General features: G+C 42.7%; 24 protein-coding genes. 4 read left to right on the top strand and 20 right to left on the bottom strand.

Annotated elements, in window-relative coordinates; translation table 11 throughout:
* Positions 1–27: 27 nt before the first annotated feature.
* On the bottom strand, positions 28–1,818 hold the full coding sequence (locus ACFVS1_RS04380) for a M3 family oligoendopeptidase (protein ID WP_387545270.1): 1,791 nt from the start codon (positions 1,816–1,818) through the stop codon (positions 28–30).
* 161 nt (positions 1,819–1,979) lie between these two features.
* Here ACFVS1_RS04380 and ACFVS1_RS04375 point away from each other — a divergent pair, with 161 nt between their 5' ends.
* A complete protein-coding gene (locus ACFVS1_RS04375; RefSeq protein ID WP_387545268.1) occupies positions 1,980–2,282 on the top strand; it encodes a hypothetical protein in 303 nt (100 codons plus the stop codon).
* 190 nt (positions 2,283–2,472) lie between these two features.
* Here the strand turns inward: ACFVS1_RS04375 and sigK are convergent, their stop codons facing one another.
* The gene (sigK, locus tag ACFVS1_RS04370; protein ID WP_214789861.1) at positions 2,473–3,195 is read right to left on the bottom strand and encodes an RNA polymerase sporulation sigma factor SigK; all 723 of its coding nucleotides are present in this window, start codon (positions 3,193–3,195) and stop codon (positions 2,473–2,475) included.
* 180 nt (positions 3,196–3,375) lie between these two features.
* Here sigK and ACFVS1_RS04365 point away from each other — a divergent pair, with 180 nt between their 5' ends.
* Positions 3,376–3,567: a sporulation protein YjcZ gene (locus ACFVS1_RS04365; protein ID WP_387545265.1), complete on the top strand. Its 192-nt coding sequence runs from the start codon at positions 3,376–3,378 to the stop codon at positions 3,565–3,567.
* Between the two features lie 304 nt (positions 3,568–3,871).
* Here ACFVS1_RS04365 and ACFVS1_RS04360 read toward each other — a convergent pair whose 3' ends face one another.
* The 6 genes from ACFVS1_RS04360 to ACFVS1_RS04335 all read right to left on the bottom strand — a co-directional run bounded on the left by ACFVS1_RS04360 (position 3,872) and on the right by ACFVS1_RS04335 (position 8,381).
* Complete coding sequence (locus ACFVS1_RS04360; RefSeq protein WP_072273247.1) at positions 3,872–4,012, bottom strand: YrzI family small protein; 141 nt, start codon at positions 4,010–4,012, stop codon at positions 3,872–3,874.
* Positions 4,013–4,497: 485 nt separating this feature from the next.
* Entirely contained in the window at positions 4,498–4,764 is a 267-nt protein-coding gene (locus tag ACFVS1_RS04355; RefSeq protein WP_241589865.1) for a YrhC family protein, read from the bottom strand.
* Positions 4,765–4,875: 111 nt separating this feature from the next.
* Positions 4,876–6,012 (bottom strand): bifunctional cystathionine gamma-lyase/homocysteine desulfhydrase, encoded by a 1,137-nt coding sequence (locus ACFVS1_RS04350; protein WP_352919757.1) that lies wholly within the window; start codon positions 6,010–6,012, stop codon positions 4,876–4,878.
* 2 nt (positions 6,013–6,014) lie between these two features.
* Positions 6,015–6,938, bottom strand: coding sequence for a PLP-dependent cysteine synthase family protein (locus ACFVS1_RS04345; protein WP_352919754.1), 924 nt, complete (start codon positions 6,936–6,938; stop codon positions 6,015–6,017).
* A gap of 92 nt (positions 6,939–7,030) precedes the next feature.
* Entirely contained in the window at positions 7,031–7,726 is a 696-nt protein-coding gene (mtnN, locus tag ACFVS1_RS04340) for a 5'-methylthioadenosine/S-adenosylhomocysteine nucleosidase (protein WP_352919752.1), read from the bottom strand.
* A 16-nt stretch (positions 7,727–7,742) separates the two neighbouring features.
* Positions 7,743–8,381 carry a class I SAM-dependent DNA methyltransferase gene (locus tag ACFVS1_RS04335; protein WP_352919749.1) on the bottom strand — a complete coding sequence of 213 codons (639 nt, stop codon included), beginning with the start codon at positions 8,379–8,381 and terminating at the stop codon, positions 7,743–7,745.
* 560 nt (positions 8,382–8,941) lie between these two features.
* Here ACFVS1_RS04335 and ACFVS1_RS04330 point away from each other — a divergent pair.
* Positions 8,942–9,154 carry a DUF2536 family protein gene (locus ACFVS1_RS04330; protein ID WP_352919746.1) on the top strand — a complete coding sequence of 71 codons (213 nt, stop codon included), beginning with the start codon at positions 8,942–8,944 and terminating at the stop codon, positions 9,152–9,154.
* Between the two features lie 63 nt (positions 9,155–9,217).
* Here the strand turns inward: ACFVS1_RS04330 and ACFVS1_RS04325 are convergent, their stop codons facing one another.
* The 8 genes from ACFVS1_RS04325 to mltG all read right to left on the bottom strand — a co-directional run bounded on the left by ACFVS1_RS04325 (position 9,218) and on the right by mltG (position 17,592).
* Positions 9,218–9,925 carry a YrrS family protein gene (locus tag ACFVS1_RS04325; protein ID WP_387545259.1) on the bottom strand — a complete coding sequence of 236 codons (708 nt, stop codon included), beginning with the start codon at positions 9,923–9,925 and terminating at the stop codon, positions 9,218–9,220.
* Positions 9,926–10,012: 87 nt separating this feature from the next.
* Complete coding sequence (locus ACFVS1_RS04320; protein WP_387545258.1) at positions 10,013–11,764, bottom strand: peptidoglycan D,D-transpeptidase FtsI family protein; 1,752 nt, start codon at positions 11,762–11,764, stop codon at positions 10,013–10,015.
* A gap of 122 nt (positions 11,765–11,886) precedes the next feature.
* On the bottom strand, positions 11,887–12,363 hold the full coding sequence (gene greA, locus ACFVS1_RS04315) for a transcription elongation factor GreA (protein WP_101222638.1): 477 nt from the start codon (positions 12,361–12,363) through the stop codon (positions 11,887–11,889).
* Positions 12,364–12,664: 301 nt separating this feature from the next.
* Positions 12,665–13,303, bottom strand: a complete 639-nt coding sequence (gene udk, locus ACFVS1_RS04310; RefSeq protein WP_034308619.1) for a uridine kinase — start codon at positions 13,301–13,303, stop codon at positions 12,665–12,667.
* A gap of 1 nt (position 13,304) precedes the next feature.
* Complete coding sequence (locus ACFVS1_RS04305) at positions 13,305–14,576, bottom strand: peptidase U32 family protein (protein ID WP_387545256.1); 1,272 nt, start codon at positions 14,574–14,576, stop codon at positions 13,305–13,307.
* A 32-nt stretch (positions 14,577–14,608) separates the two neighbouring features.
* Entirely contained in the window at positions 14,609–15,538 is a 930-nt protein-coding gene (locus ACFVS1_RS04300; protein ID WP_352919736.1) for a peptidase U32 family protein, read from the bottom strand.
* Positions 15,525–16,190, bottom strand: coding sequence for an O-methyltransferase (locus tag ACFVS1_RS04295; protein ID WP_387545254.1), 666 nt, complete (start codon positions 16,188–16,190; stop codon positions 15,525–15,527). Before ACFVS1_RS04295 ends, ACFVS1_RS04300 begins: the two co-directional genes overlap by 14 nt.
* A gap of 265 nt (positions 16,191–16,455) precedes the next feature.
* Positions 16,456–17,592: an endolytic transglycosylase MltG gene (mltG, locus tag ACFVS1_RS04290; RefSeq protein ID WP_352919731.1), complete on the bottom strand. Its 1,137-nt coding sequence runs from the start codon at positions 17,590–17,592 to the stop codon at positions 16,456–16,458.
* A 435-nt stretch (positions 17,593–18,027) separates the two neighbouring features.
* On the opposite strand from mltG, the gene ACFVS1_RS04285 reads away from it, so the two are divergent.
* Positions 18,028–18,183 (top strand): hypothetical protein, encoded by a 156-nt coding sequence (locus ACFVS1_RS04285; RefSeq protein ID WP_241589877.1) that lies wholly within the window; start codon positions 18,028–18,030, stop codon positions 18,181–18,183.
* Between the two features lie 58 nt (positions 18,184–18,241).
* On the opposite strand, the gene ACFVS1_RS04280 is transcribed toward ACFVS1_RS04285, so the two are convergent.
* The 4 genes from ACFVS1_RS04280 to alaS form a co-directional block, all read right to left on the bottom strand.
* Positions 18,242–18,532: a DUF1292 domain-containing protein gene (locus tag ACFVS1_RS04280; RefSeq protein ID WP_063232962.1), complete on the bottom strand. Its 291-nt coding sequence runs from the start codon at positions 18,530–18,532 to the stop codon at positions 18,242–18,244.
* An 11-nt stretch (positions 18,533–18,543) separates the two neighbouring features.
* The gene (ruvX, locus tag ACFVS1_RS04275; protein WP_352919727.1) at positions 18,544–18,969 is read right to left on the bottom strand and encodes a Holliday junction resolvase RuvX; all 426 of its coding nucleotides are present in this window, start codon (positions 18,967–18,969) and stop codon (positions 18,544–18,546) included.
* A complete protein-coding gene (locus tag ACFVS1_RS04270) occupies positions 18,969–19,238 on the bottom strand; it encodes an IreB family regulatory phosphoprotein (RefSeq protein ID WP_034311358.1) in 270 nt (89 codons plus the stop codon). The genes ruvX and ACFVS1_RS04270 overlap by 1 nt, the downstream gene beginning before the upstream one ends.
* A 66-nt stretch (positions 19,239–19,304) precedes the next feature.
* Positions 19,305–21,941, bottom strand: coding sequence for an alanine--tRNA ligase (gene alaS, locus ACFVS1_RS04265; RefSeq protein ID WP_387545253.1), 2,637 nt, complete (start codon positions 21,939–21,941; stop codon positions 19,305–19,307).
* Between the last annotated feature and the right edge of the window lie 260 nt (positions 21,942–22,201).

The raw sequence follows: 22,201 nt of genomic DNA, 5'->3' as shown, positions 1-22,201 counted from the left end.
TCGTTCATATTCAGCCTAAAACCCATGTTATGCTTTTCGAACTAAGGGGTCGGTCAAACGCATGAATTCTTCAACATCCTCCATACAGGCATTGACCGCTTCTTCCCAAAAATCCCGGGTCTTCAAATTGACGCCTAAATGTTTCTCCGCCAGATCCTCGACCTTCATGGAACCGGTATCCTTTAATAGAGCGATATATTTTTCTTCGAATCCTGCAGGTTCCTTCAAGGCATTCGCATATATGCCTAATGAGAATAAGTAACCGAAAGTGTACGGGAAATTATAAAATGGTACACCTGTAATATAGAAATGGAGCTTTGAAGCCCAGAACGTTGGATTATAATCACTTAACGCATCGCCATAAGCTTCTTTTTGTGCATCGACCATCAGTTCATTCAACCGTTCAGCTCTGACATACCCTTGTTTCCTCTCGTCATAAAACCTTGTCTCGAATAAGTATCGGGCATGGATATTCATGAGTAATGCCACCGAACGCTGAATTTTATCTTCTAAAAGCACAAGCTTTTCTTCCTCACTAGCCGCTTCCTTCACAGCCGCATCCGCTACGACCATTTCAGCAAAGGTAGAGGCGGTTTCAGCAACATTCATGGCATATGACCGATTCAATGGATGAATATCCCTCATTGCATAAGAATGGAATGCATGTCCCAATTCATGAGCCAATGTCGATACATTGGATGGGGTGCCCGAATACGTCATGAAAATCCTAGACTGCTTATTTAATGGGAAGCCGGTGCAAAAACCGCCTGGTCTCTTACCTGGTCTGTCCTCCGCTTCAATCCAGCTGTCTTCAAAAGCTTTTTGGGTGAAGCTTGCTAATTGAGAACCGAACTTCGAGAACTGCTGTATGATGAAGTCTGCACCTTCTTGATAATCCATTACTTTGGACTGTGCTGTAACAGCAAGCGGTGCATCCAAATCTGCCCAACTTAATTTATCCAAATCCAATAACTCCGCTTTCCTTTTTAAAAACCTCACAAGCGGCTCCTTATGATCGGCAATGACATTCCACATGCTTTCGAGGGTTTCTTTTTTCATCCTCCCTATTTCAAGAGGCTCTTTCAAAATATCATCCCAGCCTCTTTTTTCATTCACACTGAGACGGAATCCGGCCAAGTGGTTCAGTGTACGGGCAAAAAGGTCACTCTTTTCCTCCCAAGCCTGTTCCCACGCGGTAAATAATTCTTTCCGGGCCCCTTCATCAGGATCAGAAAATTTATTCGCCGCTTGGCCTACAGAAAGCATTTCACCCTTATAAGGGATCGCCATTGAACCGACGATCGTATCATACATTTGGCTCCATCCTTCGAAACCATCCATGGCCAATTGGGTGATTAATGATTCTTCCTTTACGGAAAGCTTTTCCTTTGCCTTTTCCCGACGTTCATCCAATACGAATTTCAATTCATTCAATGGTTCTTTTTCGAGGATTTTTTTAAAAAATGCATCATCAAGCTGTATCAACTTTTCATCCAGCTTGCTTAACACCATTTTTAGTGAAGCGACTATCTTCATTTGTTTGATCCGCAGCTGACCAGCCTTTTTATCCTGTGCATTTTGAGCTTCCAGGCATCCAATGAATGCACTGGCCTGCTTGGATTTCATATTTGTATTTTTATAAAGATCCAATGCCTGGATTAAACTGCTTTCATCATTTCCTTCTGGATTGATATTGCTTACAACCCGGTCCAATTCTTTTACCTCTTCGTTCATTTCATCTAAAAAAATCAGGAGCTCCTTAGAAGAGCTTCCTCCTTTAAAAAAGATATCCAAATCCCACGTCAAAGAATATCCCATACTAATTGCCCCCTTTTTATCACTAATCCCATTATAGAGGGTAATTCAAAATTTTTCTAATTAAAAGGAATTTTCAGTATTTTTTCAGAACATTTTTCTATATCCCAGATTAAAAGCATGTTATGATGAATATATTCTTGGGAAAGGGGTGGTTGCTTCATATGAAATTCTTTATTCACATGTCTGCCATCATCCTGCTCCTTTGGACGCTGCCCATACAGTTCCACCATCATTCACAGCAGCTAACCATTGAAGAACATACCGATGTTCACCATTGGGATAAGGCCGACAAGAAACAGCCTTTCGTGCCTTCCTTCAATTCCTGGCCGTCTCTTATCATTGTTCTGATTTTCGAATTTTCCATTTTGAGTTTTCTTTATTTTCACTCAAATCTACGCCTGCGATATCTCAGCCCTGTTTTTTTCCAGGCGAATTACGTAGCCTTACGCTCTGACATTTTATAAAAATTAAAATGGAGGAGTGATTCATATGTGGTTTCGCTTTATTATGATAGGGGTCTTATCTTTAACCGCTTCACGCATGTTCCTTTTTCAGGGAATCGAGATTTATAACGCTTTTGCAGATATGATCAGAAATAAATATTAAAAAAAGAGTGCGGGGAAATTTCCCCGCACTCTCTTTGCCTTTTACATCCTATCCTTTGGCTTTCTTTTCCTTCTCTTTTTCTGCTCTGTAAAATTCGTGAAACATCTTCATCAAGGCACGTTTTTCGATCCTTGATACATAACTGCGGGAAATGCCAAGCTCCTTAGCGATTTCCCTCTGAGTTTTTTCCTTTTTCAAATCCAGTCCGAACCTGCCTACAATGACTTCCTTTTCGCGTTCATCCAAAATATCAATATACTTTTTCACTTTTTCTATTTCCATATTGAGCTGAATCGTATCGATGACATCTTCCGATTCCGATTTCAATACATCGATTAAACTGATTTCATTTCCTTCTTTATCCTGACCGATCGGATCATGCAGGGAAATATCTTTCTTCGTTTTCTTTGTCGCTCGTAAATGCATCAGGATTTCATTCTCAATGCATCGTGCTGCATATGTGGCCAGCTTCGTACCCTTCCCATCCGAATAACTCTCAATGGCCTTTATCAAACCAATTGTCCCAATCGAAATCAAATCCTCTGTATCTTCGCCCGTATTCTCGAATTTCTTGACGATATGGGCAACAAGCCTGAGATTATGCTCGATCAGGATGTTACGGGCATCACCATCACCCTCACTCATAAGCTTCAGATATTTCTTTTCATCCTGAGATGACAGAGGCTGGGGAAAAGCGTTGTTTTTCACATAGGAAACGAATAAGTAAAATTCTTTGATAATATAACTGACAACTGTAAGTATTCCGGGCATTGGTTTCATCCCCCGTTTCTTTGGTTTCCCTATTCATACCTATGCAGCAGTGGGCTTGTTCGTGTCTGTCCCACTAAAAAAGTGTTAAATGTTCAAACCAGCCTGGAGGAATTACCAAACGAATGAATGTAAATGTTCATATCATGATAGGGATTTTTTTAGGGAAAGGGGGTTTTTACGATGGGATATAACTATGGACCATACGGATGCAGCTATGGTTATCCAGCTCCTGCTCCTTGCTATGCAGGGTCCGGATACGGCTTTGGTTATGGCCTGTTTATTGTCCTCTTGATTTTATTGCTCATTTTCGGGTTTTGGTGGTTGCCAGGATGTGGATTTGGTTATGGAGGAGGATCAGGTCCGTGCTGCTGATTCAGGCAAAGAAAAAAACTCGGCCCCGAGTGCCGAGTTTTCCTATTTTACCTATTCATTTCTACTTTTGAAGTTCCGAGTTAGCATCTTTCCATTTTATCATGTTTCCAATGGCCTCTTCCAGCTGTTAATACACATACAAACCATGACAATGCTGGCAATACACCGGCAGATCCGTTAGCCGGTATCCTTCTCCTGCCAATAGCAACGCTTCTCCCCTTTTACGTAAAACAAGTTCAACATATTAACCTCCACCTTTCTTAAAATTATATTTTAATGAACGGGATACCAACCTCGTATTTATTTAGAAAAAAGGACGGTGCTTCATCGCTTTATCTAGATGTTCTTCTCGAATCTTGTGGATTCTCTCCTGCTGCAAACATTCCTCGGCAGTCATTTTTTTCATTTTAATCGTGATTGTGAAAAAAAGCATATTCAGTGTCATAATATCACCTCCTTTTAAGGGAGCGGCCCAACAAAAAGGCATAAAAAGGCCGCAGAAAGTTACGTCCTCCTGCGGGTTCTTTTTGGAAATATAAAAAGGCCGCAGGATAAAACACATCTCCCTGCGGCCGCTATGTCTGAATGATTAATAAAGCCAAATTGCTTTAGAAATATTCCGCTTGGCACAGGTCGAATGTTATTTGATTGTCATTTATAACGGACTGGCTGATTGCGTCGACTCCATATAGATACAATGTCATTTTCTTCGACCTCCTTTGGAATATTTTTTATTACTTGGTAAGTATATCCACAAATTCAATATTTGTAAACGACTTTTGCCTATTTATTTGAAAATTTAGATCATTTTACCCATTTTCAAGAGCTATTATTGCCTAAAATGGCACGGAGTATGATAAATCTCCCCTATTGGGCAACAACGTTAAAAAAATAAAAAAACCTGATTCTTTTAAAGAATCAGGTTTGCCTTTATTGTTTTAAAGAGTCCTGGTCATCCATTTCGGCCAAGATCCTTTTATATTTTTTGGATAATGAGAAAAATACGATGGATATGCCCAGGAACGTTATTGTCGCTCCCATATAGACATATGTGTCAATGATCGCTTTGTCGCCTGAGGGAAGGATGGTTCCTAAATAGAAGAACGAACCCACACATAACAAAGTGATTGCAAAATATTTAAAATCGACCATTTTCGAACGCAGCAATGCAACCGTTTGTTTTTTGCGGTTTTTCATGCCATTCCACCTTCTTTCAAGCTAATAAGATATCGATATCGATATCTCATTCTACCATATTTATTCCAAATGACAGGGTGTAAATAATGGCAGTAAGCTTGGAAGCTCCGATTATCCTTGTAGCGCTTGTTCCAAGTCTTCCAACAGGTCTTCAACATCTTCCAGGCCAACTGAAATGCGAATCAACCCATCCGTTATTCCTAGCTCTGCACGGCGCTCAGCCGGAATGGAGGCATGTGTCATCCTGGCTGGAACCGAAATTAAGCTCTCCACTGCCCCTAGACTTTCAGCCAGCGTGAAGTATTTCACTTTATTCAAAACGGATTCGGCTTTTTCGGCACTGCCGACATCGAATGAAACCATACCGCCGAATCCACGCGATTGTTTTTTGGCAATATCATGGTTTGGGTGGCTTTCAAGACCTGGGTAATAAATTTTCGATACGGCTTTATGCCCGGATAAGAAACGAACGATTTGGGATGTATTTTTTTCGTGTTCTTCCATCCGGATTCCAAGCGTTTTAATGCCGCGCATCAGCAACCATGAATCTTGGGGCCCCAGCACGCCTCCTGTGGAGTTTTGGATGAAATGAAGGTCCTCGCCAAGTTTTTCATCATTCACCACGACAAGACCCGCTACAACATCACTGTGCCCCCCTAAGTACTTCGTAGCGCTATGAAGCACGATATCAGCACCAAGTGTAAGTGGATTTTGCCAGTATGGCGTACTGAAGGTATTATCCACAACAGTGAGGATACCGTTTTCTTTAGCGATTTTTGAAACCGCCTCTAGATCCGTGATTTTCAATAATGGATTCGTCGGGGTTTCAATGAACAGTGCCTTTGTATTGTCTTTGATCTCATTTTGGATCGAATGTATGTCACTCGTATTGATGAACGTAGCTTCCACCCCGAAGCGGTTCAGCACTTTTGTCATCACTCGGAAAGATCCTCCATAAACGTCATCCGTCACTAAAACGTGATCACCTTGACTCAGCAGCATCATAACCGCCGTTATCGCTGCCATTCCTGAACCGAAGGCGAATCCTCTTTTTCCTTCTTCAAGATCCTTGATCAATTCCTCAAGGGCATGGCGGGTTGGGTTGCCTGTACGTGAATATTCATATCCTCGATCTTTCCCCAGACCATCCTGTTTATAGGTGCTCACTTGATAAATCGGCACCGACACCGCTCCCGTTTTTTCATCACCAAAAATACCGCCATGGATCATTTGTGTTTTTTTCCTCATTTTCAAAGACCTCCCTGATAAATGTTTTTGCTTAAGTAACGTTCACTGGAATCCGGAAATATCACAACGATATTCGAACCCCGGGTAGCTTTAGCTGCTTCTTTCAATGCCGCCGCAAAAGCCGAGCCAGAAGAACTTCCAACAAGAAGTCCTTCTTTAAGCGCCAATTCCTTCACCATTTGGAACGCCTCATCGTCGCTTATCGTATGAATCTGATCAAAGTACGTTTCATCCATATAGCTTGGTAAAAATTCCATCCCGATCCCCTCTGTTTTATGGGGTCCAGCTTTTCCTCCGTTTATAATAGATCCTTCCGGTTCGACAATGACCGTTTTGACCGCAGGATTTTTTTCTTTTAAATAACGCGATGTACCCATGAAAGTGCCCCCTGTTCCCGCACCGGCAACAAATACATCCACATTGCCAGCCAACTGCTCCCAAATTTCAGGTCCCAATGTTTTATAATAGGCATCTGGATTGGATGGGTTGGAAAACTGCTCTGGACAATAGGATCCTGGAATTTCATCCAGCAGCGCCTTAGCCTTGGCAATCGCTCCTGTCATTCCTTCCTCTGTCGGGGTCTGGATTACATTCGCTCCAAGTGCACGCATCAGTTCCTGTTTCTCGGCACTGAATTTCTCCGGAACGCAAAAAATCACGTCCACGCCACTGTTTATCGCAGCCAACGCCAAGCCAATACCAGTATTTCCGGCAGTCGGTTCGATGATCGTCCCGCCCTTTTTCACCTTCCCTGACTGTAATGCTTGCTCCAAAAGTTCCTGGCCAAGCCGATCTTTCACGCTGCCGCCAGGGTTAAAGTATTCCAGCTTGGCAAAGATCCGGACTTGATCCGGAAGAGGGAAGTGGGTGATTTCCATTAGCGGGGTCTCCCCAATCAATTCATGAATATTTTGATAGAACTTCATAATCGGACATCCTTTCATAGTTATCCTACCAATTTAGTTTGTTATATGCAAGAAATAATCAGCGGAAAAGATTCCCGCTGATTACTGGGCATTTATTTCATTTTTTCGACCATTTTCAAAATCAGTGCCGCTGAATGAAGCGCAGCCGTTTCCAGGAATTTATCAAAGGAAATATTGGATTCCTTACCTGCGATATCCGAAAGGGAACGAATGATGACGAACGGTGTTTTGAATTGATAGGCTACCTGAGCAATGGCTGCCGCTTCCATTTCCACCGCGTATAAGTCCGTAAACTTCCCTCTGACGAATTCAACCCGAACTGGATCATTCATGAAAGAATCCCCCGTCACGATTAACCCTTTCGCCACTTGTATATCTTCGATTTCTTTAGCCGCTTCTTCTGCGATGGCGAAAAGCTTTTCATCCGGGATGAAAGCAGCTGGCAATTGAGGGACTTGACCGTACTCATACCCGAAAATCGTCACGTCGACATCATGGTGGCGAACCTCCGTGGAAATGACCACATCCCCAACATTAAGTGCTGGATGATAACCACCGGCGGACCCAGTGTTGATCACCGCATCCGGTTTGAATTTTTCTAATAGGATCGTAGTGGACATCGCCGCATTCACTTTCCCGATTCCCGATTTAAGCAAAATCACCTCGACACCGTTCAGTGTTCCTGTATTAAACTCGGAACCGGCAATGGTCACCTGCTCCAAACCTTCCAATTTATCACGTAAAATCGTAACTTCTTCTTCCATTGCTCCGATTATGGCTACTTTCATTAGTAAAAACCTCTTCCTATAATTTTTCCGCCTCCATAATCCAGACAAATTGATTGCAGCGCTCGAAGTTCACTTTATATCCATGTGCTTCAAGTGCTTTTTCCAAAAAAGGAATGGTGGTATAATATTCCGTTTGCAAATCGTTCGCCAAATTATGAAAGCCTGCCTGCCTTGCATCAGAAATCGCTCGTTCATGCGCTTCTCTTGATTGATACATCGTATCCGCAAACACTATTTTACCACCAGTATTCAGTAACTTTCCATAGTTGGCTATCGCTTTTTCTTTTTCTTCATCGGTTAAATGATGAAAGGCATACGTGCTCACGATCGAATCAACCTTTTCCGGCTTCGGAAAATCGATAAAATCCCCATCTTTAATTTCAGTTTTTCCACGCAGTTTGCTTACCGCTATTTCCCTCATGGCAGGTGACGGCTCGATTCCCGATACCTTAAGGCCTTTTTTCAATAGCCTTTCCGTTAAATTCCCGGTGCCTACTCCGAACTCCAGCACATGACCATAAGCGCGATTCGTTACGCTATCCAATATCCTGTCATAATGTTTAAAAACCTCTTGATACTCTATATCGTGTCCACCAACCGTATCATCATACGATTTCGACCATTCTTCAAATAAATCGATAAATTCTCTGCCCATTTTATATACCACCCTGATCATTTTTTTGCTAAAGTATCGTTCACTGAATCCGGGAATATCAGAACGATGTTCGCCCCCGGATTAAAGTATTCCAGTTAGATAAAGATTCGGACTTCATCAGGAAAAAGGAAATGGGTGAATTCCAGCATCGGCGTCTCCCCAATTAACTAATGAATGTATTAAATTTGAACACCCTACCTGAGTTATCCTACCTCTTTAATATGATTTATGCAATACAAAATAATCGACGGAAAGACTCTCTGTTCATTAAGATTCCCGGAACTACGACGCTCTCATCACCTGACCATTAAACCCAATCCATCCTGTCATAATGTTTAAAAACCTCTTGATACTCTATATCGTGTCCACCAACCGTATCATCATACGATTTCGACCATTCTTCAAATAAATCGATAAATTCTAAGATAATAAAACCTATAAGCATAGTATGAAATAAACACAGAAACAGTTCTTGTTTTTTAGGCAAATCCATCATTCGGTTCAGATTCGGTGAAAATGGTGTTAAACTAACAGTATCTAAATGTTGGAGGGGAACCGTCATGAGTTTTCAACTTGACTTAAACTTATTCGAAGATAAAATAGAATTTTTCGAGGCAGAAAGCATCAGGAATCTTGAAGAAAAAATCCAATCACAAATTGAAATCAATAAAGCGATCATGCTTCAGGTGGAGTCCGTGTCACACCAAATGTATGTTAGTGAGGAAGGCAGACGTTTTTATAGTGCAGTCGTCCACTTTAAAGCAAAAAAGTGATCACGATGAAAAACCCCCGAAAGTGAAATTCCTTTCGGGGGTTTTACGTTTATGATTTGAACATTACCTTTTATCGTTTGTCTTCAGTTCTTCAACTTTTACAGGTTTCCAACCTGATCCGTCCACCCATTCAATATAAACACGGAAGGTTTTAGGATTATCTCCTTCAGAAACGGTTCCGATTGCCGTGTTTGGTGAACCGCCGTTTTGAAGCCACCATAGCTTCATGCTGCCTTCATCGATTCCAGCTCCGCTTGCTAGGGCTTTACTCATTTCATTCCAATCGACCGAGCCCTTATCAAAGCTTGTAGTGTGCTTCCCGGATTGCTCAGTTCCAACTGGTTTCCAGCCTTCGCTCTTATAGGTGGCCGCAACATTGCCATCACTGCTGCCTTCCACTTCCACAAGGTCGGCTTCTCCTGCTTTTTCTGGATCTTCACCATCTTCTGCCTTCTCTTCTGAATCTTCCACTGTTGCTTTACTATCTTCTTCTGCATCTTCCTCTGTTGTTGCTTCACTATCTCCTACTGCGTCTTCCTTCTCTGAATCCGTTTCTTCCTTTTTGCCAGCAGGCTTGTCCGCTACCTTCCCCGAATCCGTATCGGCGATTTGCTTTGGTTCAGTCGTGGCTTTTTTTGTTTCGGTGCCATCGTCACTTAAGAAAATCGTGACTGCGACAATGACGATTAAAATGGAAACGATGGTGATAGCAATATTATATATTTTATTTACTTTTCTTTTTTGATCTCTCTGATTAAAACGTGAGCCCAAGGTCCATTCCTCCCTTACCTTTTCTTACTGCCTCATTTTAACATGATTTAGCTAGAGATAGAAGGGAAGGGTTTCCTACACTTTTCGTCAATTCTCGCTATTGTCCTGGTCCTTGGAGTACAGTACTTTTACAATATCTGAAAAAAGAGGCGTCATGCTGGAACTATTTTCCTTCGTTTCAAAACTTACGGTAACAAGAGCATATTTGGGATCTTTATATGGAAAGTAGCCCGCAAACCATTTATTGAGCTCTCCTTTTTCGATATTGGTCTGAGCTGTTCCAGACTTGCCGGCGACTTCAACTGGCAAATTTCTCAAGGCAGCGCCCGTCCCCTTCTCTTCCGTCACGACCTTCCTTAGAAGATGCTGCATCTTCATAGCCGTATATGGAGACAGTGTCTCGCCGCCAATACTTTGATTGGGAAAATCGACTACGGTCGTACTGTTGTTAAATTCGACCTTTGAAACGGCTTTGACCTGTTCCTTCTTGCCGCCGCGTGCAATCGTCGCCATCATATTCGCTATCGCAAGCGGAGTCGTTTGGACATCCTGCTGGCCAATGGCTGTTTTGGCAATCATTTTGGGATCTTTTTTTAAATCGTCATCATGCCAGACCTTACCGGATTGTTCATGATGCAACTGAGTGACTTCGGTGTGATACACGTCCCCTTGCCAGCCCGTTTCACCAACCAGCCCTAACATTTTTGCATATTTGTCCAAAAAGTCCGGATCCTTCTCAGCTATTTCCCGTGACAATTCAGCAAACGTCCTGTTGCAGCTTTGGGCAAAGCTGTTTTCAAAATTAAGCGTGCCCAATTCCCTCTGTTTATCCGTTTTGCCGTCTATCGTCAAATTACAATTAAATGTCCGGGTGGGACTAGCGGCTTCATAATCGATGGCAGCTGCTGCCGTGACCGTTTTGAAGACGGAACCCGGCGTTTTTTGAGTCAGCATCATATTGACTGCCCCTTCACCATTCGGATCTTTTATATTAAGCGCCGGACGTGATACCATGGCGACAATTTCACTTTTTTCGATATCGATCAGTACGAGACCGCCTTTTTTTATCCCGCGTTCATCGACGAGCTTCTCCGCTTTTTCCTGAATTTCTTTATCGATCGTCGTCACGACCTTCACCGGGTAAAGCGGATTTGCAGGTTCTACATATTTAACATCAACACCGAACATTGGTCCCCCACTGGCGTCCACATGAAAAACGAGCTTTGATTCCCCAGCGGAAAGCAAGAACTCATCGAAGGTCCTTTGCAGTCCCGTATTGCCTATTTTCGTTTCAGGAGATAAATTCATGTCAGGATAACGTTTTTTCTTTTCCGCATCCGATATATTCGTCGTGCCGATCAATTGCGCTGCAGGGGTTTGATCATGATATAATTTCTCGTTCACGGCAAAGACCCCGGGAATCTTCAGTTCATTGATTGCCTTCGATTGGCTGGACGTCAACTCTATCGGTTCATCCCCGCCAAATACGAATGGTTCCTCCGCTTGCTCTATCGCCCGTTTTAACTCCTCTTCCGATTTGCCTATTATCGAGGCCACCTCATCGATAGGCCATGTCATTTTTTTCAAGAAAGGAAATAGGACGAGCGTCGGGATTTCTTCGTGTGCAAGCGGTTCTCCATTTCTGTCATAAAACTTACCGCGTCCATCATCAATCTTTAATATCTGTGAACGCTGATTCACGCTTGCTTCTAACAGGTTCACATCATGCTTTGAAAAAGATTCTGTCGATACAAGTTGGATGTAGGCAAGCCTGCCTATGAGCATCAGCATGAAAGCCGTCAAAAAAAGAGCCAGCAACCTCATTCGTTTCTTTTTCATAAAATACACCTCGTAACCATTGTTGACGAGGTGCGAATTTTTAAACAATTATGAACAAATTTAACGCGGCATTTTTCCGATAAAAAAGGGGATGCCCGATGGACATCCCCTTTTGCATTTAATTAGTCGATGGATACAATCTTTACGCTCATTTCGCCGCCAGGTGTCATGATCGATACCTTGTCGCCGACCCTTTTCCCTATCAGGCTTTTCGCGATCGGGGAATCATTGGAGATTTTCCCTTCGAATGGATCCGCTTCAACGCTTCCTACGATGGAATATGTTTCTTCGTCACCATTTGGAAGTTCTACGAATGTTACCGACTTTCCAAGTGAAACTGTGTCTGTATTCGAATCATTGCCTTCAATGATTTTTGCATTACGGATCATGTTTTCGATCGTCGTAATACGTCCTTCAACGAAAGCCTGCTCTTCTTTTGCGGAATCGTACTCTGAGTTCTCGGAAAGGTCACCAAAGCTGCGGGCGATTTTTATTCTTTCCACCACTTCTTTACGTTTAACCGTTTTTAACTGTTCCAGTTCCTGTTCAAGCTTTAACTTACCTTCAATAGTCATTGGATATTCTTTTTCAATTGCCAAAACCCTTCACTCCTTCAAATTCTTTACAGCAAGCATTCGCTGACAAGTTTATGTACTATATAGCGCTTAACCCTGAAATAGAGTCAAAATATATAATTGCGCGACTTAAAAAGTACGCGCTTCGATACTAAGAAACATCCGTTCCTTAGTATATAAACCGACTGCGGTGTGCAGCCGGTTCGTTTTGTATCAAGAATAGAGTATTGCGTTTTCCAACATTTGTCCAGTCTTTCCCAATAAATAAATGGGATTATTTAAATAAACGGTGGAAATGGCACCTATCATTATTTATGCTATGTTATTACAAAAAAGACTTTTGTTCAAGGATTGTTTGAATTTTTGTCACCATGAGGTCAATCGCCACATGATTCTGACCGCCTTCTGGAATGATGATGTCGGCATAACGCTTCGTTGGTTCTATGAACTGATTATGCATCGGACGGACGACACTGATGTATTGTTCGATGACGGAATCTATGGAACGGCCGCGTTCTTTAATATCACGGGTCATCCGACGAAGGATCCGCAAGTCTGCGTCCGTATCAACATATAGCTTCATATCCATCAAGTCTCGGAGGCGCTCGTCCTCCAGCACAAGAATCCCTTCAAGGATGATGACATCCTGGGGCTCAACTGTGATGACTTCTTCTGAACGTGTATGGATCGAATAATCATAAACTGGTTTTTCTATCGTTTCATAGCGCAGCAATGCGTTAATGTGATCGATTAGCAAATCATTATCAAATGCAAGCGGATGATCATAGTTCGTTTTCAAGCGCTCTTCAAAAGGCAGATGACTTTGATCTTTATAGTAATAATCTTGTTCGATCATCAAGATGGAATGTCCTTGAAAGAATTCAAAAATGGAACGGGTAACACTTGTTTTACCTGATCCAGACCCTCCGGTAACTCCGATGACCACTGGTTTCTTTCTTGTCATGTCAATTCTCCTTCCGCATCATATTGTTCACATAAACTTTATTATCTACTTGAATGCGGACAATTTGAAGCGGATGGCGGGCTGCCTCCAGCTCCTTACCTGACTCATCCCAGATCGTACCGATTTTTTGAGTGAAGTTTTCGATTTCCGGTCCAAAAAACTCCACTTCATCTCCAGGCTTGAAGAAGTTACGTTGCTGCATGGTGACGATTTTACTTTCCTCGTCGTAATCAAGCACCAATCCTGCGAAGTCGAAGCGAGTCTTTACGGTATGATTCCCGAACATTTGTTGTTTATACCCAGGTATTTCACCTTCCATGAACGATGATGCCGTCTCACGGTTCGCACACTTATCAAGCTCTTCCAGCCATTCTTGTTTAATCTTGAAATTGTCGGGATCGGCACAATACGCATCAATCACTTTACGATAGACGCTGACAACTGTTGCAATATAATGGATCGATTTCATTCTTCCTTCGACTTTTAAGCTGTCTATGCCAATTTCAATCATGCCTGGCAGTGATTCAATCAGCTTCAAGTCTTTTGGACTCATTGCGAATGGGGCATCTTCTTTATCGAATAAAGCCTTTTCCCCGTCTTGATCCAACTCATATAAATCATAATCCCAACGGCAAGACTGACAGCAGCCGCCGCGGTTCGAATCACGTGCCGTCATATGGTTCGAAAGCGTGCAGCGTCCAGAATAGGCAATGCACATGGCCCCATGAACGAACGCCTCGATTTCGATATCGACCTTCTCCTTCATTTCACGGATTTCATCAGCACTCGTCTCACGTGCCAAAACAACCCGCTCCAAGCCTTCCTCTTTCCAGTACTGAACAGCCTTCCAGTTCGATAGCGATTGCTGTGTGCTCAAATGGATCTCGACGTTCGGGGCGACCCGTTTACAGGTTTCGATGATTAATGGATCGGCGACGATGATACCATGTACCCCAGCCTCCTGAAGACCTTCCAGGTATTCATCCAGACCATCGATATTTTCATTATGTGCGAAGATATTTGTCGTTACATATACTTTAGCCCCATACTTATTAGCGAATTCGACGCCTTCCTTCATTTCCTCAAACGTGAAGTTGCCTGCATTGGAACGAAGACCATATTCCTGACCGCCAATGAACACGGCATCCGCGCCGTAATGGACGGCAATTTTTAATTTTTCAAGGTTGCCGGCCGGAGCCAGCAATTCCGGTTTTTTTACAATGACTCTCTTTCCATCAACGATCTTGGAAATTTTATCAGCAATAGCATTCAAGGCTATTCCTCCTCTTTCTCTTACCCTTTTCTTTAATAAACCGATTCTTTAAAGAAGAACCCAGTATCCAACTCGCGGTTATCCGGCTGAACCGCTTTGACTTTTTCAAAGAGCTCAGATTTCATATCATCATATCGGTCAGGGTCTTCAGCACATACGTCAATCGCTTCCCGATATAGCTTTGTCATTTCAATGATATATTCCGGTGTTTGCAATAGCCCTTCGATTTTAAGTGAATCGATTTCCGCTTCAATCAATTCCTGAAGTTCATCAATCATGCACATATCATTCGGACTCATGATATGTGTACCATTTTCATCTTCATAAATCGGATATTTATTTTCACGTTCCTTATCATGCAAGAACATATTTCTATTTTCCTTCCGATTTTCCACTTCCAAGGCCTTTCCTTGATATTCAAAGTAATTACCTAGAAGCGTACGCTTCGATTGGAACATGCATGTCATGCCGTGCACTTGCACTTCAATCTCCACTTCAGCATTTTCCTTCATTTCCACTATCTCGTCCAGACTTATCTCACGGGCAGCCACGGCACGGACAGAACCTCGTTTCCCCCAGTAATTACATGTGTACCAGTTTGTTACCGTCATCTCTGTATTCCAGTGAAGGGGCATATCAGGTGCCACGGCACGGACAGCCATTAAGACGGCGGGATCACCGAATATGATACGGTCGGCACCAGCTTCTTTAAGGAAAGTGACATACCCTTCAAGCTCGTCCACTTTTTCATTATGAAATATGGCGTTCATGGAGACGTACACTTTCTTGCCCGCAGCATGTGCAAGCTCAATCGCCTTCTTGACATCATCACGTTTGAACTCTCCTGCCAGCCTTAGCGCATAACGTTGTTCGCCAATGACGAAGGCGTCAGCGCCGGCATCGATGAGTTTTGTTATATGATCGACACTTGTCGGAGTCACGAGTAATTCAGGCTTTTTCATTTTTGTCACCTCTATGTTTACTTATGGCCACACCATCGCCAATCGGCAAAATTACGGTATCGAAATGGGGATGGTCTTGTAACCAGATGTTAAAGTCTCTGATTTTTTTGATGAGAGCTCGCTTTCTTCTCGTCATTTCCATTTCTTCAATGTTTTCGGCAACCAGGCCTTTGAATAAAACATTATCAGTAATGATAATTCCAGCACTGGCCAGGAATGGTTCAAACAGTTCAAAGAATCGCTTGTACTGCCCTTTAGCTGCATCAACGAAGATGATATCAAACGGACCATGTTCCATGACTTTCGGTCCCGCTTCAAGGGCATCCCCTTCAATGAGGGTAATCCTTTCCGACAGTCCCGCCTTCTTGAAGTTAGCTCTTGCCTGCTCAATACGGGCTTCATTCCGTTCAAGTGTGACGATTCGAGCTTCCGGAAGGGTCTCAGCCATCCTTATGGCCGAATAGCCAATCGCCGAACCTACCTCCAAAATCGCCTTAGGCTGATGAAGCCTTAAAATCTGAAGCAGCACCTCAATGCCTTCGGGCTCCATGATTGGCACATTATTTTCCATCGCAAAATCTTCCAACTCCTTAAGCAAACCCGTACGCTCCGGAATCAAGGAATGAAGATATTGTTCTATTTTTCCGTTCAAAACGTTTCCTCCAATTATAAGGAAAACAAAAGCGCTTGGTCAGTAACATGAAGAAATTGATAGGTCAATTTCCTCACAAAGAGCAGCTGAAACAAGTATGCTTGACGATCTACATTTCCTTATCTTTCAAAATAAAACCCGGCATTCGCCGAGTTACGTCACCGATTAAGAATCGGATCTAAAATTCACTTGTACTATTCTATCATAAAAACAGGGGGAAAGTAATATCTCTCCCCCCTCAGTCTCATTGCATTTATTCATTTATTTATTTATTGGAAATATGCTCTGCCTTTTTGATATTGTGGTCATCCAAGGTCTTCGAGTAAAGGACTTCCCCTTCAGGTGTTGCCAAAAAGTACAGGTAATCCGTTTTCTCAGGTTTCAGTACCGCATCGATCGATGTCGTTCCGGCATTGGCAATCGGCCCTGGAGGCAGCCCCTTATTCTTATACGTATTATAAGGCGATTTCACCTCAAGGTCTTTATAATACACCCTGCTCTTATGTGAACCTTTCGCATACAAAACGGTCGGATCCGTTTGAAGCGGCATACCTTCCTCAATACGATTGTAAAAGACAGAAGCTATTTTTCCGCGATCGACCTGTGCCGTCGCCTCTTCTTCAACAAGCGAAGCGAAAGTCAGCATCTCATGTACGGAATAATCGTTTTTGTCCATTTGGGTCTCGTATGCCTGCAATGTCTCTTCGGTTTTCTTCAGCATCTCGATGACGATCGATTCCAGTGTCGGCTTTTCCTCATAAAAGTCATAAGTAGCTGGGAAAAGGTAACCTTCAAGCGGGTATAAAACCTTTTCATTTTCGATTTCCGAGGTCAAGAGCTGCGGAAATTTCTCTTGCATGGAATGAACGAATTTCTTATCATTCAATTTCTTAAAGACCTTTTTCGGATCTTCACCCGTCTTCACTGCGATGATATCGGCAATTTGGACAAGCTGCTTTCCTTCAGGAATCGTTATTTTCATTGCAGCTTCCTTCATGAGTTTTCCGGTTTTGATGCTTGTGACGATATCTTCAATTGGCATGGAAGGTGATAGTTTATACTCACCTGCCTGAAAACCGGATTCATTGCGGAATTTAATATAATATTTGAATACGCGTGCGTCCTTGATTATCCCCTGCTCTTCAAGCAGTGTTGAAATTCCGTTAACGGAAGAACCAATCGGGATTTTCACTTTCTTGATGGTGTCATCTTCGGGATCGACTGGTTTCATGGCTGAGTTGATATATAAATAGCCCACAAGACCAACTACCCCAATTAGTACAATAAGCGAAGCTATCGTAATCATGATGATTTTACGAACCAGCTTGGCTTCTCCTTGCTGTTCTAACAATTTCATTCGGATATGTTCCTTTTTAGATAAATTTTTATCTTTTTCATCCATTTTCATTCCCCCTGCAAACTCACACCAACTACAGAATGGTTTCTAGATGATGCTTTCTCTAATTATCTTTGCTTCGAACATTATACTAAAATCAACAAATAATTACATGTTTTTTGCAAAACTACATTCATCACTACTCTATTTATGGCAAAAATGCACTAGTTTTGTCAATATACTGGTGTAATTTAATAGGAAAATAGTGATATCTTTGTCTACAGTTTTTTTGAGGGTATGTTGATTTCCACTTCAGGCACACTCCCTTTGACACGTTTTTCCCGCAGGAGTCTCGTACCTTCCTCTCCAATCAACTTTGTTTTTTCATTATTACTCAGCTTAAAATTTGCCCCCTGCATGCATTAGGAATTTAAGGAAATGACCGGAATATTCATATAGGAATGGTATTATTGATTTAAGATAAAGAAAGGTGTGAAGGAGTTGGATCATTCTTATTTTGTAGGTTGGGGGACATTGGCACTCATAAACGCCGGACTTGCTCAAGGTAAAAATAGAACGGCGTTGAATTGGTTCTTGCTATCCTTATTTTTGGGTCCGCTCGCCACTTTTATGCTTTTATTCGCAGAGAAAAGATAAGGTGTTACTGGAACATAAATGAAAAAACCGACCTTTAAGGGCCGGTTTTTTTCTAATCTTATTCTTCTTCTGCTTCTTCTTGGTCAAGGAATGTATTTAACATTTCTTCGACTAGATCCCACTCTTCTTCTGTTTCGATTGGTGTAAGTTCACCATCTTTATTATCTTCGCTTGGTACGAATGATGAAGCGTGGATTTCGATTTCTTCCTCATCATCTTCCGCAGACATCGGATAGTAAAGTACATAAGATTTGTTGAATTTATCTGAATCGAATGTGAAAAGGATTTCGCAAAGCTGCTCGTTTCCGTTTTCATCTACTACTGTAATGTTGTTTTCGCCGTGTTCCATTTGTATTCACCTCATATTGAATTTGTTTGTCTGTCCAAGAATCCTTGCAGAATCATGACAGCTGCCATTTTATCAATGACTTTCTTGCGTTTGCTTCGGCTCACGTCCGCCTCAAGAAGGACACGTTCAGCCGCCATAGTTGTCAACCGTTCATCCCAGAGAAACACCGGCAGCTTGAATTTTTTTTCTAATCGTTTAGCGAAATCTTGGCTGATCTCGCCACGCGGTCCAACGGTCCCATTCATGTTTTTAGGTAAACCGAGGACAATTTTAGAAACATCATGCTCTTTTATGATTTCTTTGAGGCGTTTAAAGCCGAAGTCATTTCCTGCTTCGTTAATTTTGATCGTTTCCAATCCTTGTGCAGTCCAACCCATCGCGTCACTCAGAGCGACGCCGATGGTTTTTGAACCTAAATCAAGTCCCATTGTGCGCATTAGTATTCCTCTCGATGGTTCTTAAGATACGACTTAACCAATTCCTCGATGATTTCATCGCGTTCAAGCTTACGAATAATGTTTCGAGCATCCATATGGCGCGGGATGTAGGCCGGGTCACCAGATAATAGATAACCGACAATCTGGTTTATCGGGTTATAACCTTTTTCCTGAAGTGCAACATACACTTGAGACAATACTTCTTGTACATCTCTTTCGAATGGTTCTTCGGGAAAATTAAATTTCATCGTTTTATCAAAGGAACTCATAAACATGCACCTCTCCTCAGCGTCCAGAATCCACTATTACCTACATTGTACAACACTTTCCATTGATTATGAAATCGATAAGACCCATTCTTCAACAAAATTAAGCGCTGCATCCAATTTTTCAGGGTCTTTTCCGCCGGCTTGGGCCATATCTGGACGTCCGCCACCGCCACCGCCGCAACGGGAAGCAACTTCTTTGACCAATTTACCAGCATGGAAGCCTCGGTCGATGTAATCCTTAGTCACTCCGGCAATCAAATTGACTTTATCACCTTGTGCCGAACCTAATACGATAATGACAGAATCGAGCTTTTGTTTCAAATCATCCGCCATGGCACGCAGATTATTCATGTCGGTAGCTTGAACCTTCGCCACCAATACTTGTACGCCATTTACGTCTTTTACGTTAGAAACAAGGCTGCTTGCTTCAATATTACTTAATTTTGCTGTAAGGCTTTCATTCTCACGATGAAGATCCTTCACTTCAGCCAGTACCGTTTCAATTCTTGAAGGTACATCTTTCAAGTTCGTTTTCAATTTGGCAGCCGCGTCTTTCAGGACACCGATTTGATCAGTCATCAATTTGTAAGCCCCAGCACCAGTTACCGCTTCTATACGGCGAGTACCTGCACCGATGCCGCTTTCGGAAACGATTTTGAACAAGCCGATAACGGCTGTATTCGGAACATGTACACCGCCGCAAAGCTCAAGGCTGTAATCGCCGATTTGAACGACACGTACTATTTTGCCGTATTTTTCGCCGAACAAGGCCATTGCGCCCATTGCCTTCGCTTCTTCGATGTTTTTATAGTCCGTATTCACTTGTAAGCTTTGCCAAATCTTTTCATTTACAATCGTTTCGATTTGTTCAATCTCTTCCGCCGTTATCTGGCCGAAATGAGAGAAATCGAAGCGAAGGCGCTCAGCCTGAACGAGTGAACCAGCTTGGTTGACATGTGTACCAAGCACATCTTTCAACGCCTGATGCAGTAGATGCGTCGCTGTATGGTTTTTCGTGATATGGATCCGATTTTCTTGATTTACTGCAGCAACGATATCGGAATCTGTTGTTAAAGTGCCGGCAGTAACGGTTACACGGTGCAGATTTTGGCCATTAGGAGCCTTTTGGACATCAAGGACATCAACCTTCACGGATTCACTGGCCATCGTTCCTATATCGGCAATTTGTCCGCCGCTTTCCGCGTAGAAAGGAGTCTTGTCCAGTATCACTTGAACTTCTTCACCTTCTTGTGCCTCCGTTACAAGCTCGCCATTTTTTACGATGGCAGCAACTTTGGCTTCGACAGCTACTTGATCATAGCCGACAAATTCACTTTCAACTTTAATGTCGCCCAATACCCCGCCTTGGATCTGCATGGAATCCACATCTTGACGCGCTGAACGGGCACGTTCACGCTGTGCATCCATCTCTTTTTCAAATCCAGCTTGATCGACCGACATGCCTTCTTCTTCTGCATATTCTTCCGTTAACTCAATCGGGAAGCCATATGTGTCATATAAACGGAATGCATCACTGCCAGGAATGGTTGTATTGCCTTTTTCCTTTTCCTTTTTAATGACTTCAGAAAGGATGGCAAGTCCATCATTTAGAGTTTCATGGAAGCGTTCCTCTTCATTCTTGATTACTTTTGCAATGAACTCTTTATTTTTGAGGACTTCAGGGTAGAAGTCTTTCATGATTTCGCCTACGACCGTCACAAGCTCGAACATGAATGGTCGATTGATGTTGATTTGCTTAGCATATCGAACCGCCCTGCGGAGTAAACGGCGCAATACATAACCGCGGCCTTCGTTCGATGGAAGAGCCCCGTCACCTACTGCAAAGGCTACCGTACGAATATGGTCGGCAATGACCTTGAATGCAACATCTTTTTCTGTATCAACACCATACTTCACATCGGAAATCTCTTCGACTGCCCGGATGATTGGCATGAATAAATCTGTATCATAGTTCGTCGCCACATCTTGAACGACGGAAGCCATACGTTCAAGGCCCATCCCTGTATCGATATTTTTCTTTGGAAGCGGTGTGTAAGAACCGTCCGGATTATGGTTGAATTGAGAAAACACCAGATTCCAGACTTCCAGATGACGTTCATTTTCCCCGCCTGGATATAGTTCCGGATCATTCGGGTCATCGCCATATGCCGGTCCGCGGTCATAGAAAATCTCTGTATTCGGACCGCTTGGACCTTCACCGATATCCCAGAAGTTCTCTTCTAGGCGAATGATCCTTTCAGCAGGAACACCGATTTTCTTATTCCAAAGTTCGAATGCTTCATCATCTTCAGGATGGATCGTCACAGCCAATTTATCTTTGTCGAACCCGATCCATTTTTCATCGGTCAAAAATTCCCAGGCCCATGTGATGGCTTCTTCTTTGAAATATTCACCAATGGAAAAGTTTCCGAGCATTTCGAAGAACGTATGATGACGTGCCGTTTTCCCCACGTTTTCAATATCATTTGTACGGATGGCCTTTTGAGCATTCGTTATCCTTGGATTTTCTGGAATCACCCGTCCATCAAAATATTTCTTTAACGTCGCCACCCCGGAATTGATCCAAAGCAATGATGGATCTTCATGAGGAACCAATGACGCACTTGGTTCGATGTTATGTCCTTTTTCACTAAAAAAGTCTAAATACATTTGGCGGATTTGAGCACCAGTTAAATACTTCATATATATATCCTCCTTTTAAAAATTATGTAATTTTGAGCACACAAAAAACCCCCATCCCAAAAACAGGGACGAGAGTTGACTCGCGGTACCACCCTGATTATGGACGCAGGAATTGATCCCAAGCCCATCACCTTCATAAAAGCCTTAACGCGGCGTGACGGCAGGTATTAGCTGCTCTCAGGACTAGCTTTCTGCTGCTCTTCACCTGGCAGTCCCTTTCAGCCTGGGGGACCCCTCTCTTTAGATGGACTTCAGCATAC

The organism is Peribacillus sp. NPDC058075 (genome assembly GCF_042885195.1).
Lineage (GTDB): Bacteria > Bacillota > Bacilli > Bacillales > DSM-1321 > Peribacillus.
Note: the sequence above shows the minus strand (reverse complement) of the source record. Positions and strands in the feature narration are given on the sequence as shown.